Annotated in this window: 17 protein-coding genes and 1 tRNA gene; 4 read left to right on the top strand and 14 right to left on the bottom strand. The window is 39.4% G+C overall.

Annotated elements, in window-relative coordinates; genetic code table 11:
- Positions 1–14: 14 nt before the first annotated feature.
- The 6 genes from ACWPKD_RS11285 to ACWPKD_RS11310 form a co-directional block, all read right to left on the bottom strand.
- A complete protein-coding gene (locus ACWPKD_RS11285; protein WP_455412782.1) occupies positions 15–1,373 on the bottom strand; it encodes a methylmalonyl-CoA mutase subunit beta in 1,359 nt (452 codons plus the stop codon).
- Between the two features lie 14 nt (positions 1,374–1,387).
- On the bottom strand, positions 1,388–1,729 hold the full coding sequence (locus tag ACWPKD_RS11290) for an FtsB family cell division protein (RefSeq protein ID WP_455412783.1): 342 nt from the start codon (positions 1,727–1,729) through the stop codon (positions 1,388–1,390).
- Between the two features lie 19 nt (positions 1,730–1,748).
- Positions 1,749–2,357 (bottom strand): uridine kinase, encoded by a 609-nt coding sequence (gene udk, locus ACWPKD_RS11295; RefSeq protein ID WP_455412784.1) that lies wholly within the window; start codon positions 2,355–2,357, stop codon positions 1,749–1,751.
- A gap of 129 nt (positions 2,358–2,486) precedes the next feature.
- The gene (locus ACWPKD_RS11300) at positions 2,487–2,846 is read right to left on the bottom strand and encodes a heavy-metal-associated domain-containing protein (protein WP_455412785.1); all 360 of its coding nucleotides are present in this window, start codon (positions 2,844–2,846) and stop codon (positions 2,487–2,489) included.
- Between the two features lie 48 nt (positions 2,847–2,894).
- Entirely contained in the window at positions 2,895–3,257 is a 363-nt protein-coding gene (locus ACWPKD_RS11305; protein WP_455412786.1) for a hypothetical protein, read from the bottom strand.
- 573 nt (positions 3,258–3,830) lie between these two features.
- Positions 3,831–3,905 (bottom strand) — tRNA-Pro (locus ACWPKD_RS11310).
- Between the two features lie 165 nt (positions 3,906–4,070).
- Here ACWPKD_RS11310 and trxB point away from each other — a divergent pair.
- Positions 4,071–5,042 carry a thioredoxin-disulfide reductase gene (trxB, locus tag ACWPKD_RS11315; protein WP_455412787.1) on the top strand — a complete coding sequence of 324 codons (972 nt, stop codon included), beginning with the start codon at positions 4,071–4,073 and terminating at the stop codon, positions 5,040–5,042.
- A gap of 67 nt (positions 5,043–5,109) precedes the next feature.
- On the opposite strand, the gene ACWPKD_RS11320 is transcribed toward trxB, so the two are convergent.
- The 7 genes from ACWPKD_RS11320 to ACWPKD_RS11350 all read right to left on the bottom strand — a co-directional run bounded on the left by ACWPKD_RS11320 (position 5,110) and on the right by ACWPKD_RS11350 (position 12,658).
- Positions 5,110–5,946: a GIN domain-containing protein gene (locus ACWPKD_RS11320; RefSeq protein ID WP_455412788.1), complete on the bottom strand. Its 837-nt coding sequence runs from the start codon at positions 5,944–5,946 to the stop codon at positions 5,110–5,112.
- Between the two features lie 92 nt (positions 5,947–6,038).
- Complete coding sequence (locus ACWPKD_RS11325; protein ID WP_455412789.1) at positions 6,039–8,285, bottom strand: M1 family aminopeptidase; 2,247 nt, start codon at positions 8,283–8,285, stop codon at positions 6,039–6,041.
- A gap of 121 nt (positions 8,286–8,406) precedes the next feature.
- Positions 8,407–9,147 (bottom strand): head GIN domain-containing protein, encoded by a 741-nt coding sequence (locus ACWPKD_RS11330; RefSeq protein ID WP_455412790.1) that lies wholly within the window; start codon positions 9,145–9,147, stop codon positions 8,407–8,409.
- 85 nt (positions 9,148–9,232) lie between these two features.
- Complete coding sequence (locus ACWPKD_RS11335; RefSeq protein ID WP_455412791.1) at positions 9,233–11,005, bottom strand: PspC domain-containing protein; 1,773 nt, start codon at positions 11,003–11,005, stop codon at positions 9,233–9,235.
- Positions 11,006–11,007: 2 nt separating this feature from the next.
- The gene (locus ACWPKD_RS11340; protein ID WP_455412792.1) at positions 11,008–11,340 is read right to left on the bottom strand and encodes a PadR family transcriptional regulator; all 333 of its coding nucleotides are present in this window, start codon (positions 11,338–11,340) and stop codon (positions 11,008–11,010) included.
- Between the two features lie 114 nt (positions 11,341–11,454).
- The gene (locus ACWPKD_RS11345) at positions 11,455–11,907 is read right to left on the bottom strand and encodes a DUF4870 domain-containing protein (RefSeq protein WP_455412793.1); all 453 of its coding nucleotides are present in this window, start codon (positions 11,905–11,907) and stop codon (positions 11,455–11,457) included.
- 295 nt (positions 11,908–12,202) lie between these two features.
- Complete coding sequence (locus ACWPKD_RS11350; protein ID WP_455412794.1) at positions 12,203–12,658, bottom strand: hypothetical protein; 456 nt, start codon at positions 12,656–12,658, stop codon at positions 12,203–12,205.
- A 174-nt stretch (positions 12,659–12,832) separates the two neighbouring features.
- Between ACWPKD_RS11350 and ACWPKD_RS11355 the strand changes: the two genes are divergently transcribed.
- Together ACWPKD_RS11355 and ACWPKD_RS11360 are read left to right on the top strand one after the other, a co-directional pair.
- Positions 12,833–13,285: a DUF4442 domain-containing protein gene (locus ACWPKD_RS11355; protein WP_455412795.1), complete on the top strand. Its 453-nt coding sequence runs from the start codon at positions 12,833–12,835 to the stop codon at positions 13,283–13,285.
- A 193-nt stretch (positions 13,286–13,478) separates the two neighbouring features.
- On the top strand, positions 13,479–14,384 hold the full coding sequence (locus tag ACWPKD_RS11360) for a TIGR01777 family oxidoreductase (RefSeq protein WP_455412796.1): 906 nt from the start codon (positions 13,479–13,481) through the stop codon (positions 14,382–14,384).
- A gap of 62 nt (positions 14,385–14,446) precedes the next feature.
- Here ACWPKD_RS11360 and ACWPKD_RS11365 read toward each other — a convergent pair whose 3' ends face one another.
- Complete coding sequence (locus ACWPKD_RS11365; RefSeq protein ID WP_455412797.1) at positions 14,447–15,115, bottom strand: YceI family protein; 669 nt, start codon at positions 15,113–15,115, stop codon at positions 14,447–14,449.
- 215 nt (positions 15,116–15,330) lie between these two features.
- Here ACWPKD_RS11365 and ACWPKD_RS11370 point away from each other — a divergent pair, with 215 nt between their 5' ends.
- The gene (locus ACWPKD_RS11370; RefSeq protein ID WP_455412798.1) at positions 15,331–15,867 is read left to right on the top strand and encodes a nucleotide exchange factor GrpE; all 537 of its coding nucleotides are present in this window, start codon (positions 15,331–15,333) and stop codon (positions 15,865–15,867) included.
- The last annotated feature ends 5 nt before the right edge of the window (positions 15,868–15,872 follow it).

Consider the following 15,872-nt stretch of genomic DNA (forward strand, 5'->3'; position numbering starts at 1 on the left):
TCAATGGCAATTACTTATTGCTTTTCAGTTTCCAATCGTTCCTGTTCCATTTTCTCTGCCAATCTCTTTTCGATAATTGGTGTAATCAACGTTTTACGCGGATTGGTTTTTACAAACGGGTACAGTTCCAAATCGTGGCTCATGCGGTCTTCCTTGTTAGGGTATTTGTTGGTGCCCAAAAGGATTTCCTTGCCGTTGTCGAAAAGTTCCTGTTCTTTATCGGCGCTTTCTTTGATTTTACGCTGAATGGTTCCTTCGATCAATTGTGTGATGAAACCGCCGTTTGCTTCAATGTCTTTAAATAAGGCTAAAGCTTTTTCGGCTAATTGTTCGGTCAATGTTTCGATATAGTAAGCACCATCGGAAGGATTGTTCACGATGTCGAAATAACTTTCATGTTTTAGAACCAACAATTGGTTTCTGGAAATTCGATCCCCAAACTCGTTGTCTTTGTGGTAGATAGCGTCATAGGCTAAATTCGCTACCGCATCGGCTCCGCCTAAAATCGCACTCATGCATTCCGTAGTGGTACGCAGCATGTTTACGTTATAATCGTATAGTGTTTTGTTGCGTTTGGTAGGTGTGGCAACGATATGACAATCAAAAGTGTGGTTGTATTCTTTTGCTAAAGTGTTGAACAGCAAACGTAAAGCGCGAAGCTTGGCAATTTCAAAGAAGTAATTCGTTCCGACCGCAACTTTAATGGTGATTGGTTTGTTGATAGCACTAATTCTGTTGAAATATTCGTTCGCATGGGCCAAAGTGTAGGCCAATTGCTGTACGATATTCGCTCCGGCATTCTGATACAATGCGCTGTTTAAGCTAAGGAAACTGATGTTTTTACAAGTGTTTGACAAATCGTTCAAAACTGTAAAATCAGCATCGACATTTACGAAAAGGTTTCCGTCTTCCGCCAATTGCCCGATAGGATCGACTTCAACATAAATCGTTCGGTTAGTAGCAAGGCTGTCAATTTTTTTGATGAAATCGATGTTCAGAAAATTGAAATACAGGTAAACGGTTACCGCTGACGGAACATTGGATAACAGTTTTTCAATATCAACCTGATCGTTTTCCAAAGTGAAACGGATGCTTTCCGCACCACGGCTCAAGGTTTCGTTAGCACGGGCTATCGATTTGTTCAAATCGTGTACAAAAATGTTCTGCACAATTCTGAAACTTTCCGCAGCAGAAGGAATGGCTAAAGGTTTTTCGGTTTCGTCATTGTGATAAAACGGTTTTACCTTAATGCCTTCCGGGCTTTCCCAAACCAGCGTTTCGTTGTAATCGGCTCCTTTAAGCTCGTATTGAATCTGTTGTTTCCACTGTTTGGAAGAAACACCTTCAAATTCTGGAAATAGCGTATCGCTCATGGTGTTATTATAAGTTATTCGGCGCCTTCATCGGGGTTTTCGCCCTCAAATTCTATAATGTAAATATCTTCGTTCTCGCGTTTCATGTAGTATTTCTCACGCGCGTATTTTTCGATCTGACCAGGGTTTTTCAGTTTTTTGATGTTTTCGTTATCTTTTCTGATTTCCTCCTGATAGTATTTTTTATTATCTTCCAACTCGTTAATTTCCTTGTTTAGAACGCGGTGTTCCAAATAAGAGTAGTTGTCAAGAAACAGCAGCCATATCGAGAAAAAAAGCAACACCAATACATAACGGTTTCCGAAAATTTTCAGAAACGGGTATTGGGCTACTAAAATCTCAAAGGCTTTCTTCATGTTGTAAAACTACTGAAAATTAAGCAATTCGTTGGTTAATTACCGCACGAACCACATCGATGGCCACGGTATTGTATTTGTCGTTTGGAATGATGATGTCTGCAAAGGCTTTGGTAGGCTCGATAAATTGCTCGTGCATCGGTTTTAAAGTCGATTGGTAACGGGTTAAAACTTCTTCCATGTCACGTCCTCTTTCAGCGATGTCACGCTTTAAACGACGGATTAAACGTTCGTCGGAATCCGCATGTACGAAAATTTTAATGTCGAATAACTCTCGTAATTCCGGATTGGTTAAAATCAAGATCCCTTCAACAATCATCACTTTTCTTGGTAAAGTATGAATGGTGTCTCCGGTTCTGTTGTGCTGAACAAAAGAATATAACGGCTGATCGATGGCTTTTCCGGCTTTTAAATCTTTTAAGTGCTGGGTCAAAAGCTCGAAGTCAATGGCTCTTGGATGATCAAAATTGATTTTTGAACGCTCTTCATAGCTCAAATCGTTCGTTTCTTTATAATAATGATCCTGTGAAATGATGCCTACTTCTGTTTCCGGCAACTCATTCATGATTTGATGAACTACGGTTGTTTTTCCACTTCCGGTTCCGCCGGCGATTCCAATAATCAGCATAAAATGTTGTGTTAATTTGTCTTGGCAAAAATAGGAATTTATCAATTCAAAAGTCGAATTCTAAGCGGAATAAAAACAAAAAATCCCTGCTGGTTTTCAGAAGGGATTTGCGTTGGATTTTATGTTCAGTTATACCTTACAACAACCGTCCAGTTTTTCATAAGCTTCCGGATTGGCTTTTACTTCGTCGGCATCATAGCCTAAATTGCTGATAGCGGTTTTGATGTTGTTCAAAGTGGTTTTTTTAGCATTGTATATAACTTCAATAGTCATTTTTTCTGTGTCCAAAGTTACCATTTGTACGCCTTTCTCGCGAAGGAGTCTCTGGTTGAACAATTGCCCGCAGGTTTCGCATTCTTTACAGTGATCGCAGGTAATGGTGGTTTTAATTATGGCCTTTTGTGTTCTCTTCGGTTGTTGGGCGAAGGTTGTGTTTATGCTGAACAGTAACACGATGATTACAGACAGGTGTTTTAAAGTGGTCTTCATTTTGTTGGAATTAAGGGGTAAAGGTAAGAAAGATTGCAGTTTGCTGTTTTAGTTGCTGTTAAGTTTTTCCAGGAGCCCTTCTTTTTTTAATTCTTTCAAGAAGCTTTCCGGAGTTTTTGCTTTGTCTTCCGAAGCGTATTCCGGTTCTTTTCCGGTTGTTTTTAAACAGATTTTTTCTTTGCAGCTGAATTTCACCAATGCCGATTGAAAGGGTTTGTGCTTTTCGGTTTTATAAACATAATCGGGTTGTGATGCAATAGTATCAAAGTCACTTGCCATTTTATATTCTTTTTGAATCACGGTAGTATTGAATTTCAATAGGACTTTGTCTTTTTCAATGGTATATTTTCCGCTATAAAAGGTGTCGGCTTCCAGACAGTAATCGACCGCAATAAAGTTTTCGTTATCCATAAATAAATAATTACTGGCGCAACAGTCGCATTCTCCGTACGATTCGCATTTTTCTGAATCAAATTCCGGAGCCAAAAAGAAAAGTTTATTGGATAAGGAAAAGTTTTCGAAGGTTTCACTTTTTTTTGTCTCTGTGGCTGTTTCCTTTTTTGAGATTTCCTCTTTTTGGGATTGATTGCAACTCGCTGAAAGGAACAGAATTGTGAATAGGATTGTGTTTATGAGTTGTTTTTTGGAGGTCATAATTTGGGTTTGTTGGTACATCCTAATGATTTGAGTTGGTGTCTTGTAAAGTTTTTAAATTCCTGTGGAATCTAAAAATAAATTTCAGGATTACTGCGTGATCCTGTTTATGGTATGATGCTAAATAAATCCTTTAAAGTTTCTGCGAAATCTCTTTTTTTGTTTCTATGCAGGATTACTGCGTGATCCTGTTTGGAGGATGTTGCAAACAAATCCTTTTAAGATTGCTGCGCAATCTTTGGTCTTTTTTGTTTTCAATAAAATTTCAAGCGAGCTTGAATTTTCCTGAAAACAAAAAATCCCTTCAGCAAAGCTGAAAGGATTTATTTGTCGGGGTGGCAGGATTCGAACCTGCGACCTCCTGGTCCCAAACCAGGCGCGATAACCGGGCTACGCTACACCCCGTGTAAATGTGGGTGCAAATATAGGATTAAAATTTTATTTCCAAAAAATTTTTCGGAATAAATCTGATTTATTTTTCAATAGTTAAATCTGATATCTTTTTTGAGGAACTTTTTTAATTTAAACTTACATTTGTGAGCTTCAAAATTTAATAACAACATACGAATTATGTCTGATACAATAGAAAAAGTAAAATGCCTTATTATAGGTTCAGGGCCAGCAGGTTATACCGCGGCGATATATGCAGCCAGAGCAAACATGTTCCCCGTTTTATATCAGGGGACTCAGCCTGGTGGGCAACTTACAACAACTAACGAGGTGGAAAACTTCCCGGGATATCCGGAAGGCATCACCGGACCGGAAATGATGGTGGAACTGCAAAAACAGGCTGAACGTTTCGGAACTGACGTTCGTGACGGTTGGGTAACGAAAGTTGATTTTTCAGGCCCGATCCATAAAGTTTGGGTTAATGATACGAAAGAGATTCATTGCGACACCGTGATTATTTCTACGGGTGCTTCGGCGAAATATTTAGGATTGCCTTCCGAGCAGCATTATCTGCAAATGGGTGGTGGTGTTTCAGCTTGTGCGGTTTGCGACGGATTCTTCTACAGAAACCAGGAAGTAATTATCGTTGGAGCAGGAGACAGTGCTTGTGAAGAAGCACATTACTTATCCAAATTATGTAAAAAAGTAACCATGTTGGTGCGTAGCGAAGTGTTCAGGGCTTCAAAAATCATGGAGCAACGCGTTCGTAATACCGAAAACATCGAAATCCTGTTACATACCGAAACGGAAGAAGTTTTAGGAGACGGAAACGTGGTAACCGGGGTTCGTGTGAAAAACAATACTACCGGAGAAGTGAAAGAAATTCCGGCTACAGGTTTCTTCGTGGCAATCGGTCACAAACCGAATACGGATATCTTCAAAGAGTATCTGAAATTAGACGAAACCGGTTATATCATCAATGAGCCGGGAACTGCTAAAACAAGTGTGGAAGGTGTATTTGTAGGTGGTGATGCTGCCGATCATGTATACCGTCAGGCGGTTACGGCTGCAGGAACAGGCTGTATGGCGGCTTTGGATGCAGAACGTTATTTAGCAGCTAAAGAGCACCATGTAGCAGCAAGTACACATTAAGAAAATGTATAGAAATAAAAAATCCCAACTTATCGGTTGGGATTTTTTTTATGCTGTACTTTTCGGATTATTGCAATTGTTTTTTATACAAAGTCGCATTATCGGAAAACTTAATCATGTTTATTTTAGGTTCGCCAAACAATTGGATTTCAGATTTTCCTGCTGCTGTAATGCTGATGTTTTTAGTAGCGTTTACACTTACATTAGAATACGATTCCGCTACTAATTCCATATCGGCTGCGGTCAGTTTTTTGGCCGTCAGGTTAGAATTGTTGTCTAATCGGATTTTTGCCGTAGCCGCATCACCTTCAATAGTGGCTGAAGTTTTTTGGTACAAATCGATTTTTAGGTTTTGGCTGGTTACCAAAGTTTTAATTTCTGCATTTTTGCTCAGCTCTAAAGTAACCGATTGTGATTTGGCATTCAGTTCGGCTTTGGTTTTATCGTTCATGATTAATGTAAAATGATTCACTTTTACATTAAGGTAAGATTTTGAATAGTCGTAATTTTTTACGGTGATGTTCTCACCCTGTAAATCAGCTAACGAATTCAATTGGGCCTCGCCGCGAACGGTAATCAGTTTTAAGTTGTCGGTATACGTTACACGGACACTGAATTTCTTGGCTCCTGAAACGTCTTTTGTAGCGCTCAAACGAAGGGAATTTCCGTTCATTTCATACTTCAGGACATCGTGCAGGTTGTCATCGGCCTCAATCTCAAGGCTTTGCTTGTCACCTTTAATGATGAAGATTTCCAGATTGTCTTCGATTTCCAGGTTCTCAAAAGGCTCAACTTCTTTTTGGGTAACCGTCACGATTTTGGAACCTTTTATTTTTTCCTTTTTCTGAGCAAAGGAAACCGCTGAAATGGCTAAGACGAATAGTAGGAAGTACAGTTTTTTCATTTGGGCTACATTCTTTTGTTTTCACAAATATAAAAAAAAACACCAGCCAAAGCCGATGTTTTATTTTTTAGTCTTTAAAAAGATTTTCAGGGTTATATTCCTTTGGTGAATTCATAATCCTTGCCTCTTACTCTCATTGAAAAACCGTTTTTCATTTCGTTATACTGGACAATAATGCCAAGTCGTTCGAAAACAAATTTATCTTTCCCTTTGTTTTCCAGTGAAAGGGTTGGTTGACCTTCGGCATTGAAAACCAGTTCGCCGTCTTCCTGTGAAACGGTTACCTTGATTGGGATTTGTTTGCTGGTGAATTCACCCACATAAGCCGTAAGGTCCGGAGATTTTGTTATGCCGTTTTTAGCGTCGGTCCAGATGTTATTTTCCTCATTATAGTCTGGATAATTTTTGTCCGGATCGATGATGATGCTTTCCAGTTCTTCTGTTGAATTGTGCTTGAACGTCCATTCAATGTTGCGTTGCCAGATTTCAACCGGTAATTTTAGCCTTGAAACTGCGCCGCTTTTGGTCTTGAATTCCAATACTACCGGCATCGGCATTTTCTCCAGATTTGTAATAGTGATAACGCTGCCGTTTTTCGGATCGTTTTTAGTGTACTTTACTTTTGTGATGGCTTGGTCTAATTTCCAGTTGTTTAAGAACCAGCTTCTCCAAAACCAGTTAAGGTCTTCGCCGGAGGCGTTTTCCATGGTTCTGAAGAAATCATCCGGAGTAGGATGCTTGAATGCCCAACGTTCCACATAGGTTCTGAAAGCAAAATCAAATCGCTCTTTTCCAAGGATTTCGTTGCGGAGCATGTTAAGCCCTTCGCCCGGTTTTTCGTAAGCAAGGATGCCTAAGTTGACTTCTTTTAAATTGTCAGCCGGACTGATAATAGCTTCAATTTCAGGATTTGTAAACACTTGCGCTTCTTTGTGCATGTTGTGTTTTCGGTGTTTGTATTCCCCATTGTTGAAATCCTCTGAGCTTAATCCGTTGATGAACGTGTTGAAACCTTCGTCCATCCAGGCAAAAAGACGTTCGTTTGAGCCTACGATCATTGGGAACCAGCAGTGTCCGAATTCGTGATCGGTTACGCCCCACAAGTCATCACCGGCGGCTTTGGAGGAGCAAAATACTATTCCCGGGTATTCCATTCCGCCTACGTTACTGGCTACGTTTGTTGCTGCAGGATACGGGTATTCAAACCATCTTTTGGAATAGTTTTCGATGCTGGCTTTGGTATATTCCGTAGCACGGCCCCACGCTTCATTGCCGTTGCTTTCAGCAGGATAGGCGCCAATGGCTAAAGATTTTTTTCCGCTTGGAAGATTGATTCTGGCCGCATCGATGATAAAAGCTGCCGAGGAAGCCCATGACACATCACGCGAATTGGTCATTTTGAACTTCCAGGTTAATGTGGTTTTTCCTGCCAGTCTTGAAGCCGGATTTTTTACTTCTTCCTCAGAACGGATGATGACCGTTTTATCACTTTGTTTAGCCGCTTCCCATCGTTTTAACTGTTCTGCGGTGTATACTTCTTTAGGATTTGTCAATTCACCGGAACTCACTACGATATGGTTGGCTGGCGCGGTAATGGCAACATCGAAATCGCCATATTCCAGATAAAACTCTCCGGCGCCTAAGTAAGGGTGTGTGTCCCAGCCGCGGCTGTCGTCATACACGCACATTCTCGGATACCATTGGGCTACTGCAAATATTTTTCCGTTTTTAGTTTCCAGGATACCCATTCTGTCGGAACCGAAAACAGGCGAAGTGAAGGAGAAATTGATCTTTAGTCTTACGCTTCCGCCATTGGCTTTCACGGCTTCAGGAAGTACAACCTGCATCCGGGTATCGGCGATGGTGTATTTCAGTTCTTTTTCAATGGTTTTTCCGTTAACGGTTGAAAGTAAACTCACGGATTTTATTTTATGACCTCCGTCAAAAATTTCGCCGCGGGCACCATTTCTGCTGCCTTTTACCGGTATTACGGCATTACCTCTTGAATCTTTTTGAAAAAGGTTTTGATCAAGATGCATCCATAAAAACGCCAGTTTATCCGGGCTGTTGTTGGTGTAGGTAAGGATTTCAGAGCCGGTGATTTCGCTGGTTTGTTCGTTTAACGTTGCCGTCAGGGAATAATCTGCTTTGTTTTGCCAGTATTTTGGCCCGGGCTGACCGCTTGCTGATCGTGTCTCGCTGGCATTTTTCGCGTAGAAATTATTGCCAAAAGCTTCATTGTAATTGTAGTTGGACGTTTTGGTTTCCTGTGCGTGTAGTGTCACTGCTCCAAAGAACAAAGCAGCAATAGTGCACATTTTTAAATGAATTTTTTTCATGACTCGGTTGATTGATTGATTAAGTTTTTTGATTGTTACTATAAGTAAATTCTTAATTATATAAAATTGGCCAGAAAAAAAGAGGCACATTTAAGCCTCTTAAGCATTTTTACATTTTGAGCTAGTCTTTTTTGACAGTGCCTCCGGAACTTGCTTTTTTGTTCAGCGTTTTCGGTTCGCTTACGTAAGTAACTGAACTTCCGCTTGAAGCTTCCGCTGTAAGTGTTTCAGTGGCGTTCAGTTCGATGCTGCTGCCGCTGGAGGAATCTGCAAAGGCATTGCTAACGTTTAAACTTTTGGCGTCTATGGCGCTTCCGCTGGAGGATTTTGTTTCCAGTTTGTCTGCTTTACCGCTTACTTTAAGTTCGCTTCCGCTGCTGCTTTGGCAACTTAGGGCCGCTACGTTTACTTTTAAGTCGATTTCACTTCCGCTGCTTGAGGAAACATCCATAGAAGTACCTTCAAAAGTGCTTTTGCTTACCACAGAAGCGCCGCTTGAACTTTCCAATGAGTTTAGTTTCGGCAACTGAACGTATACTTTTCGGGCTTCGGCATTTCGGATGTTTACATCGGAATACACTTTTAATTCTCCTTCGGAAATTTCTGTTTTGATGTGTTCCTGTAAATTGGCATCGGCCTCTACTTTGATTTCGTGGTCAGCGCCCTGAACTAAGATAACGTCTAATCCGTTGCTGGCCACTACCGAAGTAAAATCGGAGGAAACAGTTCTGGTTTTGGTAACGACATTGCCGTCGCCGTCTACTTTTTTAAACCCGCTCACATTCATGTTGCAGGATGTGGAAAGTATTGCCACTACTGCTGTAATGAACACTTTTGTAATATTGATGACTAATTTTATCATAGCGGTTGATTTTTGATTGATTTTTTTCCTCTGCGCACATAATAATTTGGTGCGCAGAGGTTGATGATGATTGATTTCTTGTTTCTTAATTTGTTTTGATGATTACTTCGTCATCTTTAACTTTTATGCCTTTAACCTCTTTGTTGGTTACTTTTTTACTTTCTTTGATTTGCAACCCTTTTTCGTTTAAAGTAACTGTAGTGGTTTTTTCTCCTGGTTCCGCAGGATCTCCCGGTTCTGAAGGAACTTCGATGTTGATTTCCCCGTCTTCCCAATTGTCACCTTCTTCTTGCTCTTCCTCAGGGCAGTTCAGACATTTCATTTTTTCTTTTTCCATTTTGTAATATCTCTGATCACTGTCGGTGTAGAAATAATAGTCGGAATAATCGTTGTCTAAGTATCCTGATGTATCGGCATCCGGATGAATGATTACGCCCTCCGGTAAGTAAAGAAATATTTTTACTCTCTGATTGCGGTATTTGTTCTCGATATCGGTTAGTAAATAATTATCTAAAATTAAGGTATTTCCCTGAGCTTCAAAATTATATTTGATTTTTTCGGCACGCTTTCTGGCATCTGACAGTGATTTTCCTTCTGCAATTTTTTCGATTTGCATATAAGGGTCCTCTGAAGTTTTTAACAAGTGTAATTCAACGTTGTTGGAGTAGATTACTTCATTTTGAGCCGAATCCTGAGTGAATCTGAAATCAGAATGACGATGACGGTTAGCCGTTTTTGAGAAATAATCGTTGAAACGGAACTTGATGTTTAAAGTATCGTTTGCCGAAACACCCAAATGTTCTTTTTTTACCGTTTTTCCTTCGAAACCAACTTCAGTAGCCTGACATATTCCGATGTAAATAATGGCGATAACCGATATGATCCAAACAGCCAATAAGGTGAATTTTGCATAATTTCCAATTGATTTCAGATTGTTTACCAAAAGTTTCAAACCTAAAAGGAAGAAGAAGAAGCATGGAATTCCGATAGCGGACAGTGCTAAGATTCCTACTAACCACATTGGGATATCCGTATAGTTTTCTGCATTGAGGTGGTTAAACCACGGAGCATCCGGCATGGTGGAGGAAAAAACCAACATGATGCTGAAAATAAGGATTCCGATCAGAGAGGATGCTGAAATTACGGTAATAAACGCACCGATTACTTTTGCGATAACCTTGAAGAACGTCATTAAAATATCTTCCAGGGAAGTACCGATTTTTTGGGCACCGGTCTTTGCATTATCTGCAATTTTCTGGTGGTCGATGTTGTTGATTGTATCTGAAATTTCAGCAAAGCCTTCCTTTACTTTTTTCTCGATATTGGAAATGGTTATCGGTTGGCCTGTCATTTCCAGTTTTTCTGCTGTGGTTTTGGCTTCCGGTACTAAAATCCAGAAGATGATGTACGGGATAAGTCCGATTCCCCAGCTTAAAAGTAAGATAACCATGATGATACGCAGCCAAAGCGGATCTACACCGAAATAGTGACCAAAACCAGCTAAAACACCACCTAACATTCCTTTTTCTTTGTCACGGTATAGTTTTTTAGATCCGGTAGGATTGTAAGTTGTATAAGTAGCTTGCGTAGTTTCGTCTTCAATTCTATAATCTTCGGGTTGTCCCATCACGGCAATAACCTGATCAATTTCCGTAAGTCCGATAACCTGCTTTTCGTTTGACAATTTCTCAGACAATAGTTCTGCAACTCTGCTCTCGATGTCGTTCATGATTTCGTCTCTTCCGTCCGGAGAAAGCGAACGCTTAATCGCATCAAAGTAACGACTCAGTTTTTGAAAGGCGTCTTCGTCTATGTTAAATGGAAAACCTCCTAAATTTATGCTTACTGTTTTGTTCATGACTATTTGTTTTGGCTGGTTATGGTGTTTACGGCTCCGGCTAACTCATTCCAGGTGCCATCTAATTCTTTTAAAAATTCATGTCCTTCATCGGTTAACCCGTAATATTTTCTGGGTGGCCCCGAGGTAGATTCTTCCCAGCGGTAGCTGAGTAATCCATCGTTTTTCAAGCGTGTAAGTAATGGGTAAACGGTCCCTTCAACTACAAGTAACTTGGCGTTTTTTAAGGTGTCTAGGATTTCTGAAGTGTAGGCATCTTTTTCTTTTAATACCGATAGGATACAGAACTCTAAAACCCCTTTGCGCATCTGAGCTTTGGTGTTCTCAATGTTCATAGAATTTCTTTTTTTGAGATTAAACTGTTCATTTTTTGATTTTTTACGCTGCGCTCTGATTAATTAATTTTCATAATATCAAATGCCTCGGGTGATGATTGATGATTTTTGCTTTTATTTTAAAAATGAAATACTGAATGGGTATTTATACTCTTCTCCGTTGCTTGTTTTTACTGCTGCATAAATAATCAGGAAGAACTCGACTACTTTTATCGTGCAGAACAGGAAAACCGATGTCAGGGCTATCATTACAATCCCGGTCAGGTTTCCGGCGGCTAGTTGCTCCAACCTGAAGTTTCCGTCTTCGAATTCCTGAAAAGTCACATTACTGAAAATTGAGTACATGAACGTTGGAATGGCGATTACGGCCAGAATTACCGAATACAACAACATGCTTAGCTGAAAATTCAAAACATGTTTCCCGGTCTTATCCACAAATTCCGATTTGTCTTTTCTGTAGGACCAGATCAGGATGGGGAAGAAGTAATTGCCCAGCGGAATAAAATACTGCGACAGGGTGCTGAGCTGTAAAATGGTTGCCGTGCTTTTTTCTGTTGAACTTGTCATGGTGATTGTTTTTGATTGATTGATGATTGATGATTGATGATTGATGATTGAAACTTGATGATTGATTTGATTGATGATTGAAACTAGGTGATTGATGATTTTTTCCGCTGCGCTCCAAACAGTTCGGCCGTGCCTCGGGTGAAACCTGATGATTGATTTTTAACAATACTATTGATAAGCTATTAATTTCTTATACAAAGATAAGTCTAAAAGAAGATACCTTGCAATACAAAGTACTGATATTTAACAAATCCTTAACACTTAAGTTATCTTCCTTTTTTTGATGTTGTTAGGATTATGATCTCTTAGATTTTTTCAAAGCAGAAGGCTGAATGGCTGTTAAAACAGGGCTCTCGATTATCTGGCTGTCTTGTTCGATTCTTTCTTCCAGTACTTGTTCGTCACTTACAGGAGCCGCATCGATTGTTAAATCCAATAGAGTATCTTCTGTGGTTTGTTCTGTTGAAGTAGCGCTCTCGATGATCTGATTGTTTTCAGCAATGATTTCTTCCACAGTTTTAGTATACGCCGGAACGGTTATGATTTCCGAATTGGCACTTACAGGATTTCCGCCTTCGTTAACGTTTCTTTTGATTGAAAAAGCACCGTTAGTGTTTCCGTCAAAATTTTTACTGTAGTGAACAGTTTGTGCCAGGCTGTCACCTTTACTAAAAGATTGCTGACCTAAAGCTTGAATAACATTTGTTAAGGTTACTAAAGCGACTCCTAAATAAATGATTGAATTTTTCATGATGATTTTATTTTTTTATAATACTATTGAATAACTATTAATTTCTTATACAAAGATAAGGTCAAAAACAGATACCTTGCAATACAAAGTACTAATAATTAACATAATTTTAACAAATATATTTTTGTATGAATGCATAGTATTTTTTTGTACATTAGCGTAAAATATAGCGTTATGGAGTTTACACCCTCAAAATTGAATGCATTTTTGTTTTTTAAACTTCCTTCAGCTTTTTGGAGCGGGGTAAGGGTAAAGCAGATTTCTACCGAGCAATGTACTGTGTCGGTTAAGCACCGTTGGTTCAATCAGAACCCTTTTAATTCCATGTATTTTGCTGTACAGGCCATGGCTGCGGAATTAACTACCGGCGCTTTGGTAATGTATCAGATCAAAAAAAGCGGTAAAAACATCTCCATGCTGGTAGCTAATAATAAAGGTAGCTTTAGCAAGAAAGCAAAAGGACGTATCACTTTTATATGTAAAGACGGTCATTTAATTGAGGAAGCTATCCAACGCACTATAGCCACCGGCGAAGGCCAGACCTTCTGGATGAAATCAATTGGTACCGATGAAAAAGGCGATCAGGTTTCCGAAATGGAATTCGAATGGAGTATCAAACTTAAATAAAGTTGCAAATTCCAATCTCAAAATTCTAAAAAATTAACGGGTTAGTAAAACCGGAATCTTTAAATTTTCAAATCCCCAAACCCCGAATAACCGAATAACCTGATAAATCATAACATTCCTTTAAAGTTAAACCTAGCTTAATTAACATTATTTTTTATCTTGCAGGCTTTAAATTTGTAATAAAAAGCTGAGGATGAAAATTTTGATAACAGGAGCGACCGGAATGATAGGAAAGGAACTGGTTTCGTTGCTGCTGCAAAACGGGATTTCGGTTCACTATCTCACTACTTCAAAAAAGAAAATAGAAGGAGAGCCTCACTATCAGGGCTTTTTTTGGGATCCTCAAAAGGGCATAATCGATGAGAACTGCCTTTTAGGGGTAGATGCCATCATTCATTTGGCAGGGGCTAATATTGCCAAACGCTGGACCAATTCGTACAAGCAGGAAATCATTGAAAGCAGGATTCTTACGTCCGATTTGCTTTTTAAAGCACTGAAAAGCAATCCGAATGGTGTTAAACAAATCATTTCGGCTTCAGCCATCGGTATCTATCCGAGTAGCTTAGATAAGTTGTATACTGAAGCAGATACGGAAATTAGCCCGACTTTTCTGGGAACTGTTACTGAAAAATGGGAAGATTCCGTTGAAAAATTCAAGCGTCTGAATATTTCCGTTTGTAAGTTACGCATTGGACTGGTATTGTCTAATGACGGAGGCGCATTACCCCAAATGGTAAAGCCTGTCAAATCGGGAATGGGAGCCGCTTTCGGTACCGGAAAACAAATGCAGTCCTGGATTCATATCCATGATTTGGCTACGATGTTTTTATTTGCCGTGCTCAACAACTGGGACGGGGTTTATAATGCCGTGGCACCACATCCGGTAACCAATACAGAACTGATCACCACCATCAGCAAAACTTTGGATAAAGATATGTTTTTGCCGAACGTGCCTAAATTCATGATGAAACTGATGTTGGGAGAAATGCACATCCTGCTGTTTGAAAGTCAGAATGTGAGCGCACAGAAAGCACTTGATAACGGCTTTCAGTTTAAATATAAGATTCTGGAAAAAGCATTGGACAGTTTATTGACCTAAGCATAAAAAAAAAGCACCTTTAAAAGGTGCTTTTTTAGTATAATCGTAAGATGAATTAATAATTATTTTGTTGCTTTTACTTTTATCTGTACTTCCACTTCATCATTGATGAACTTGTCTTTCAGGTTGTTGAAAACCGTTTTGGAGCCGTAGTTAATGTTCCAGTAGGTTCTGTTGATCATTAATGGTTCACTTTCAATAGAAACCAAAGAGTCTGTCGCGACAACTGTTGCCGGGAAATTAACCGCTTTGACCACATTTTTTAAGGTAAGGCTTCCATAAACAATGGTTTTACCGTCTTCATGGGCTACTTTCTGGATTACAAATTTACCCGTTGGATATCGTTTTACATTAAAAAAATCGTCTTCGGCATCTTTTCCTTTAGTGCCTTTAAGGTGGGCTTCTAAATCTGCTTTTCCGTCGGCCGCTTTTAAATCGGTTACCGTAAGGGTATTCATGTCCAGGATAAATGTCCCGCTTTGGATATTCCCTTCTTTAACCATTACTTCCCCTTCTTTCAGATTGATTGTTCCATGGTGCTTTCCGGTCGGTTTTGCTCCGATCCAGTTAATTACAGAACTTTTTGTATCAACTGTTAATTTAAGATCTCCTTGTGTTATTACAGCCTCGCTCGTTGAAGGCAGCGGTTCTTCAATAGCTTTTTCTTGTTTGTTGCAGGATACAAAAGTCATGGTGCTTATGACCAATAAGGTAAGAACAGCTCTTTTCATAGGATTATGATTTAATTGAATGATGCTTATACAAAGCTATTTATTTGTACACTAAAACTTCTTAAAGTTATATTAAAGTTAGATAAGATAATCTGTGTTTGCAAGATTTTTATAAAAAATAATAGTGACAAATTGGCATTTTTGAACCTTTGGCAATACTTTTGCAATCTCAAAATACAAGAGTTAGTATAATGTTTAAAAAAAGACCTAAAAATATGAGCCAGGAAAGTACTGAAAACATCGAGAAAGAGCCATTGAATAATGAGAATGTTTCGGAAAACCAGGAAATTACCAATCCTGAACTGACTGCGGAAGAGCAGCTTCAGGAAGATTTAGCCAAAGAAAAAGACAAGTTCTTACGTTTGTTTGCCGAATTTGAAAACTATAAAAAACGTACTTCCAAAGAACGTGTGGAATTGTTTAAAACTGCGGGACAGGAAGTATTACAGGCCATGTTGCCCGTGATGGACGATTTTGACAGAGCGATTACACAGATTTCCAAGTCAGAAGATGAAGCTATGGTAAAAGGAGTTGAGTTGATCTATGACAAACTGAAATCCACCCTTGTTTCGAAAGGTCTGGAGGAAGTGGAGCTAAAAGCCGGAGACGATTTCAATGCTGATTTTGCCGAAGCGATTACCCAAATACCTGCCGGAGATGACATGAAAGGGAAAGTTGTGGATGTAGTGGAAAAAGGTTATAAATTAGGCGACAAAATTATTCGTTTTCCAAAAGTTGTTATTGGGGCATAACCCCA

The sequence above is a fragment of the Flavobacterium pedocola genome (assembly GCF_053764385.1).

Bases quoted from the DNA above. Each gene is read 5' to 3' on its own strand.
- ACWPKD_RS11285 (WP_455412782.1), bottom strand. From the start codon at position 1,373: ATGAGCGATACGCTATTTCCAGAATTTGAAGGTGTTTCTTCCAAACAG.
- ACWPKD_RS11290 (WP_455412783.1), bottom strand. From the start codon at position 1,729: ATGAAGAAAGCCTTTGAGATTTTAGTAGCCCAATACCCGTTTCTGAAA.
- udk (WP_455412784.1), bottom strand. From the start codon at position 2,357: ATGCTGATTATTGGAATCGCCGGCGGAACCGGAAGTGGAAAAACAACC.
- ACWPKD_RS11300 (WP_455412785.1), bottom strand. From the start codon at position 2,846: ATGAAGACCACTTTAAAACACCTGTCTGTAATCATCGTGTTACTGTTC.
- ACWPKD_RS11305 (WP_455412786.1), bottom strand. From the start codon at position 3,257: ATGGATAACGAAAACTTTATTGCGGTCGATTACTGTCTGGAAGCCGAC.
- trxB (WP_455412787.1), top strand. From the start codon at position 4,071: ATGTCTGATACAATAGAAAAAGTAAAATGCCTTATTATAGGTTCAGGG.
- ACWPKD_RS11320 (WP_455412788.1), bottom strand. From the start codon at position 5,946: ATGAAAAAACTGTACTTCCTACTATTCGTCTTAGCCATTTCAGCGGTT.
- ACWPKD_RS11325 (WP_455412789.1), bottom strand. From the start codon at position 8,285: ATGAAAAAAATTCATTTAAAAATGTGCACTATTGCTGCTTTGTTCTTT.
- ACWPKD_RS11330 (WP_455412790.1), bottom strand. From the start codon at position 9,147: ATGATAAAATTAGTCATCAATATTACAAAAGTGTTCATTACAGCAGTA.
- ACWPKD_RS11335 (WP_455412791.1), bottom strand. From the start codon at position 11,005: ATGAACAAAACAGTAAGCATAAATTTAGGAGGTTTTCCATTTAACATA.
- ACWPKD_RS11340 (WP_455412792.1), bottom strand. From the start codon at position 11,340: ATGAACATTGAGAACACCAAAGCTCAGATGCGCAAAGGGGTTTTAGAG.
- ACWPKD_RS11345 (WP_455412793.1), bottom strand. From the start codon at position 11,907: ATGACAAGTTCAACAGAAAAAAGCACGGCAACCATTTTACAGCTCAGC.
- ACWPKD_RS11350 (WP_455412794.1), bottom strand. From the start codon at position 12,658: ATGAAAAATTCAATCATTTATTTAGGAGTCGCTTTAGTAACCTTAACA.
- ACWPKD_RS11355 (WP_455412795.1), top strand. From the start codon at position 12,833: ATGGAGTTTACACCCTCAAAATTGAATGCATTTTTGTTTTTTAAACTT.
- ACWPKD_RS11360 (WP_455412796.1), top strand. From the start codon at position 13,479: ATGAAAATTTTGATAACAGGAGCGACCGGAATGATAGGAAAGGAACTG.
- ACWPKD_RS11365 (WP_455412797.1), bottom strand. From the start codon at position 15,115: ATGAAAAGAGCTGTTCTTACCTTATTGGTCATAAGCACCATGACTTTT.
- ACWPKD_RS11370 (WP_455412798.1), top strand. From the start codon at position 15,331: ATGAGCCAGGAAAGTACTGAAAACATCGAGAAAGAGCCATTGAATAAT.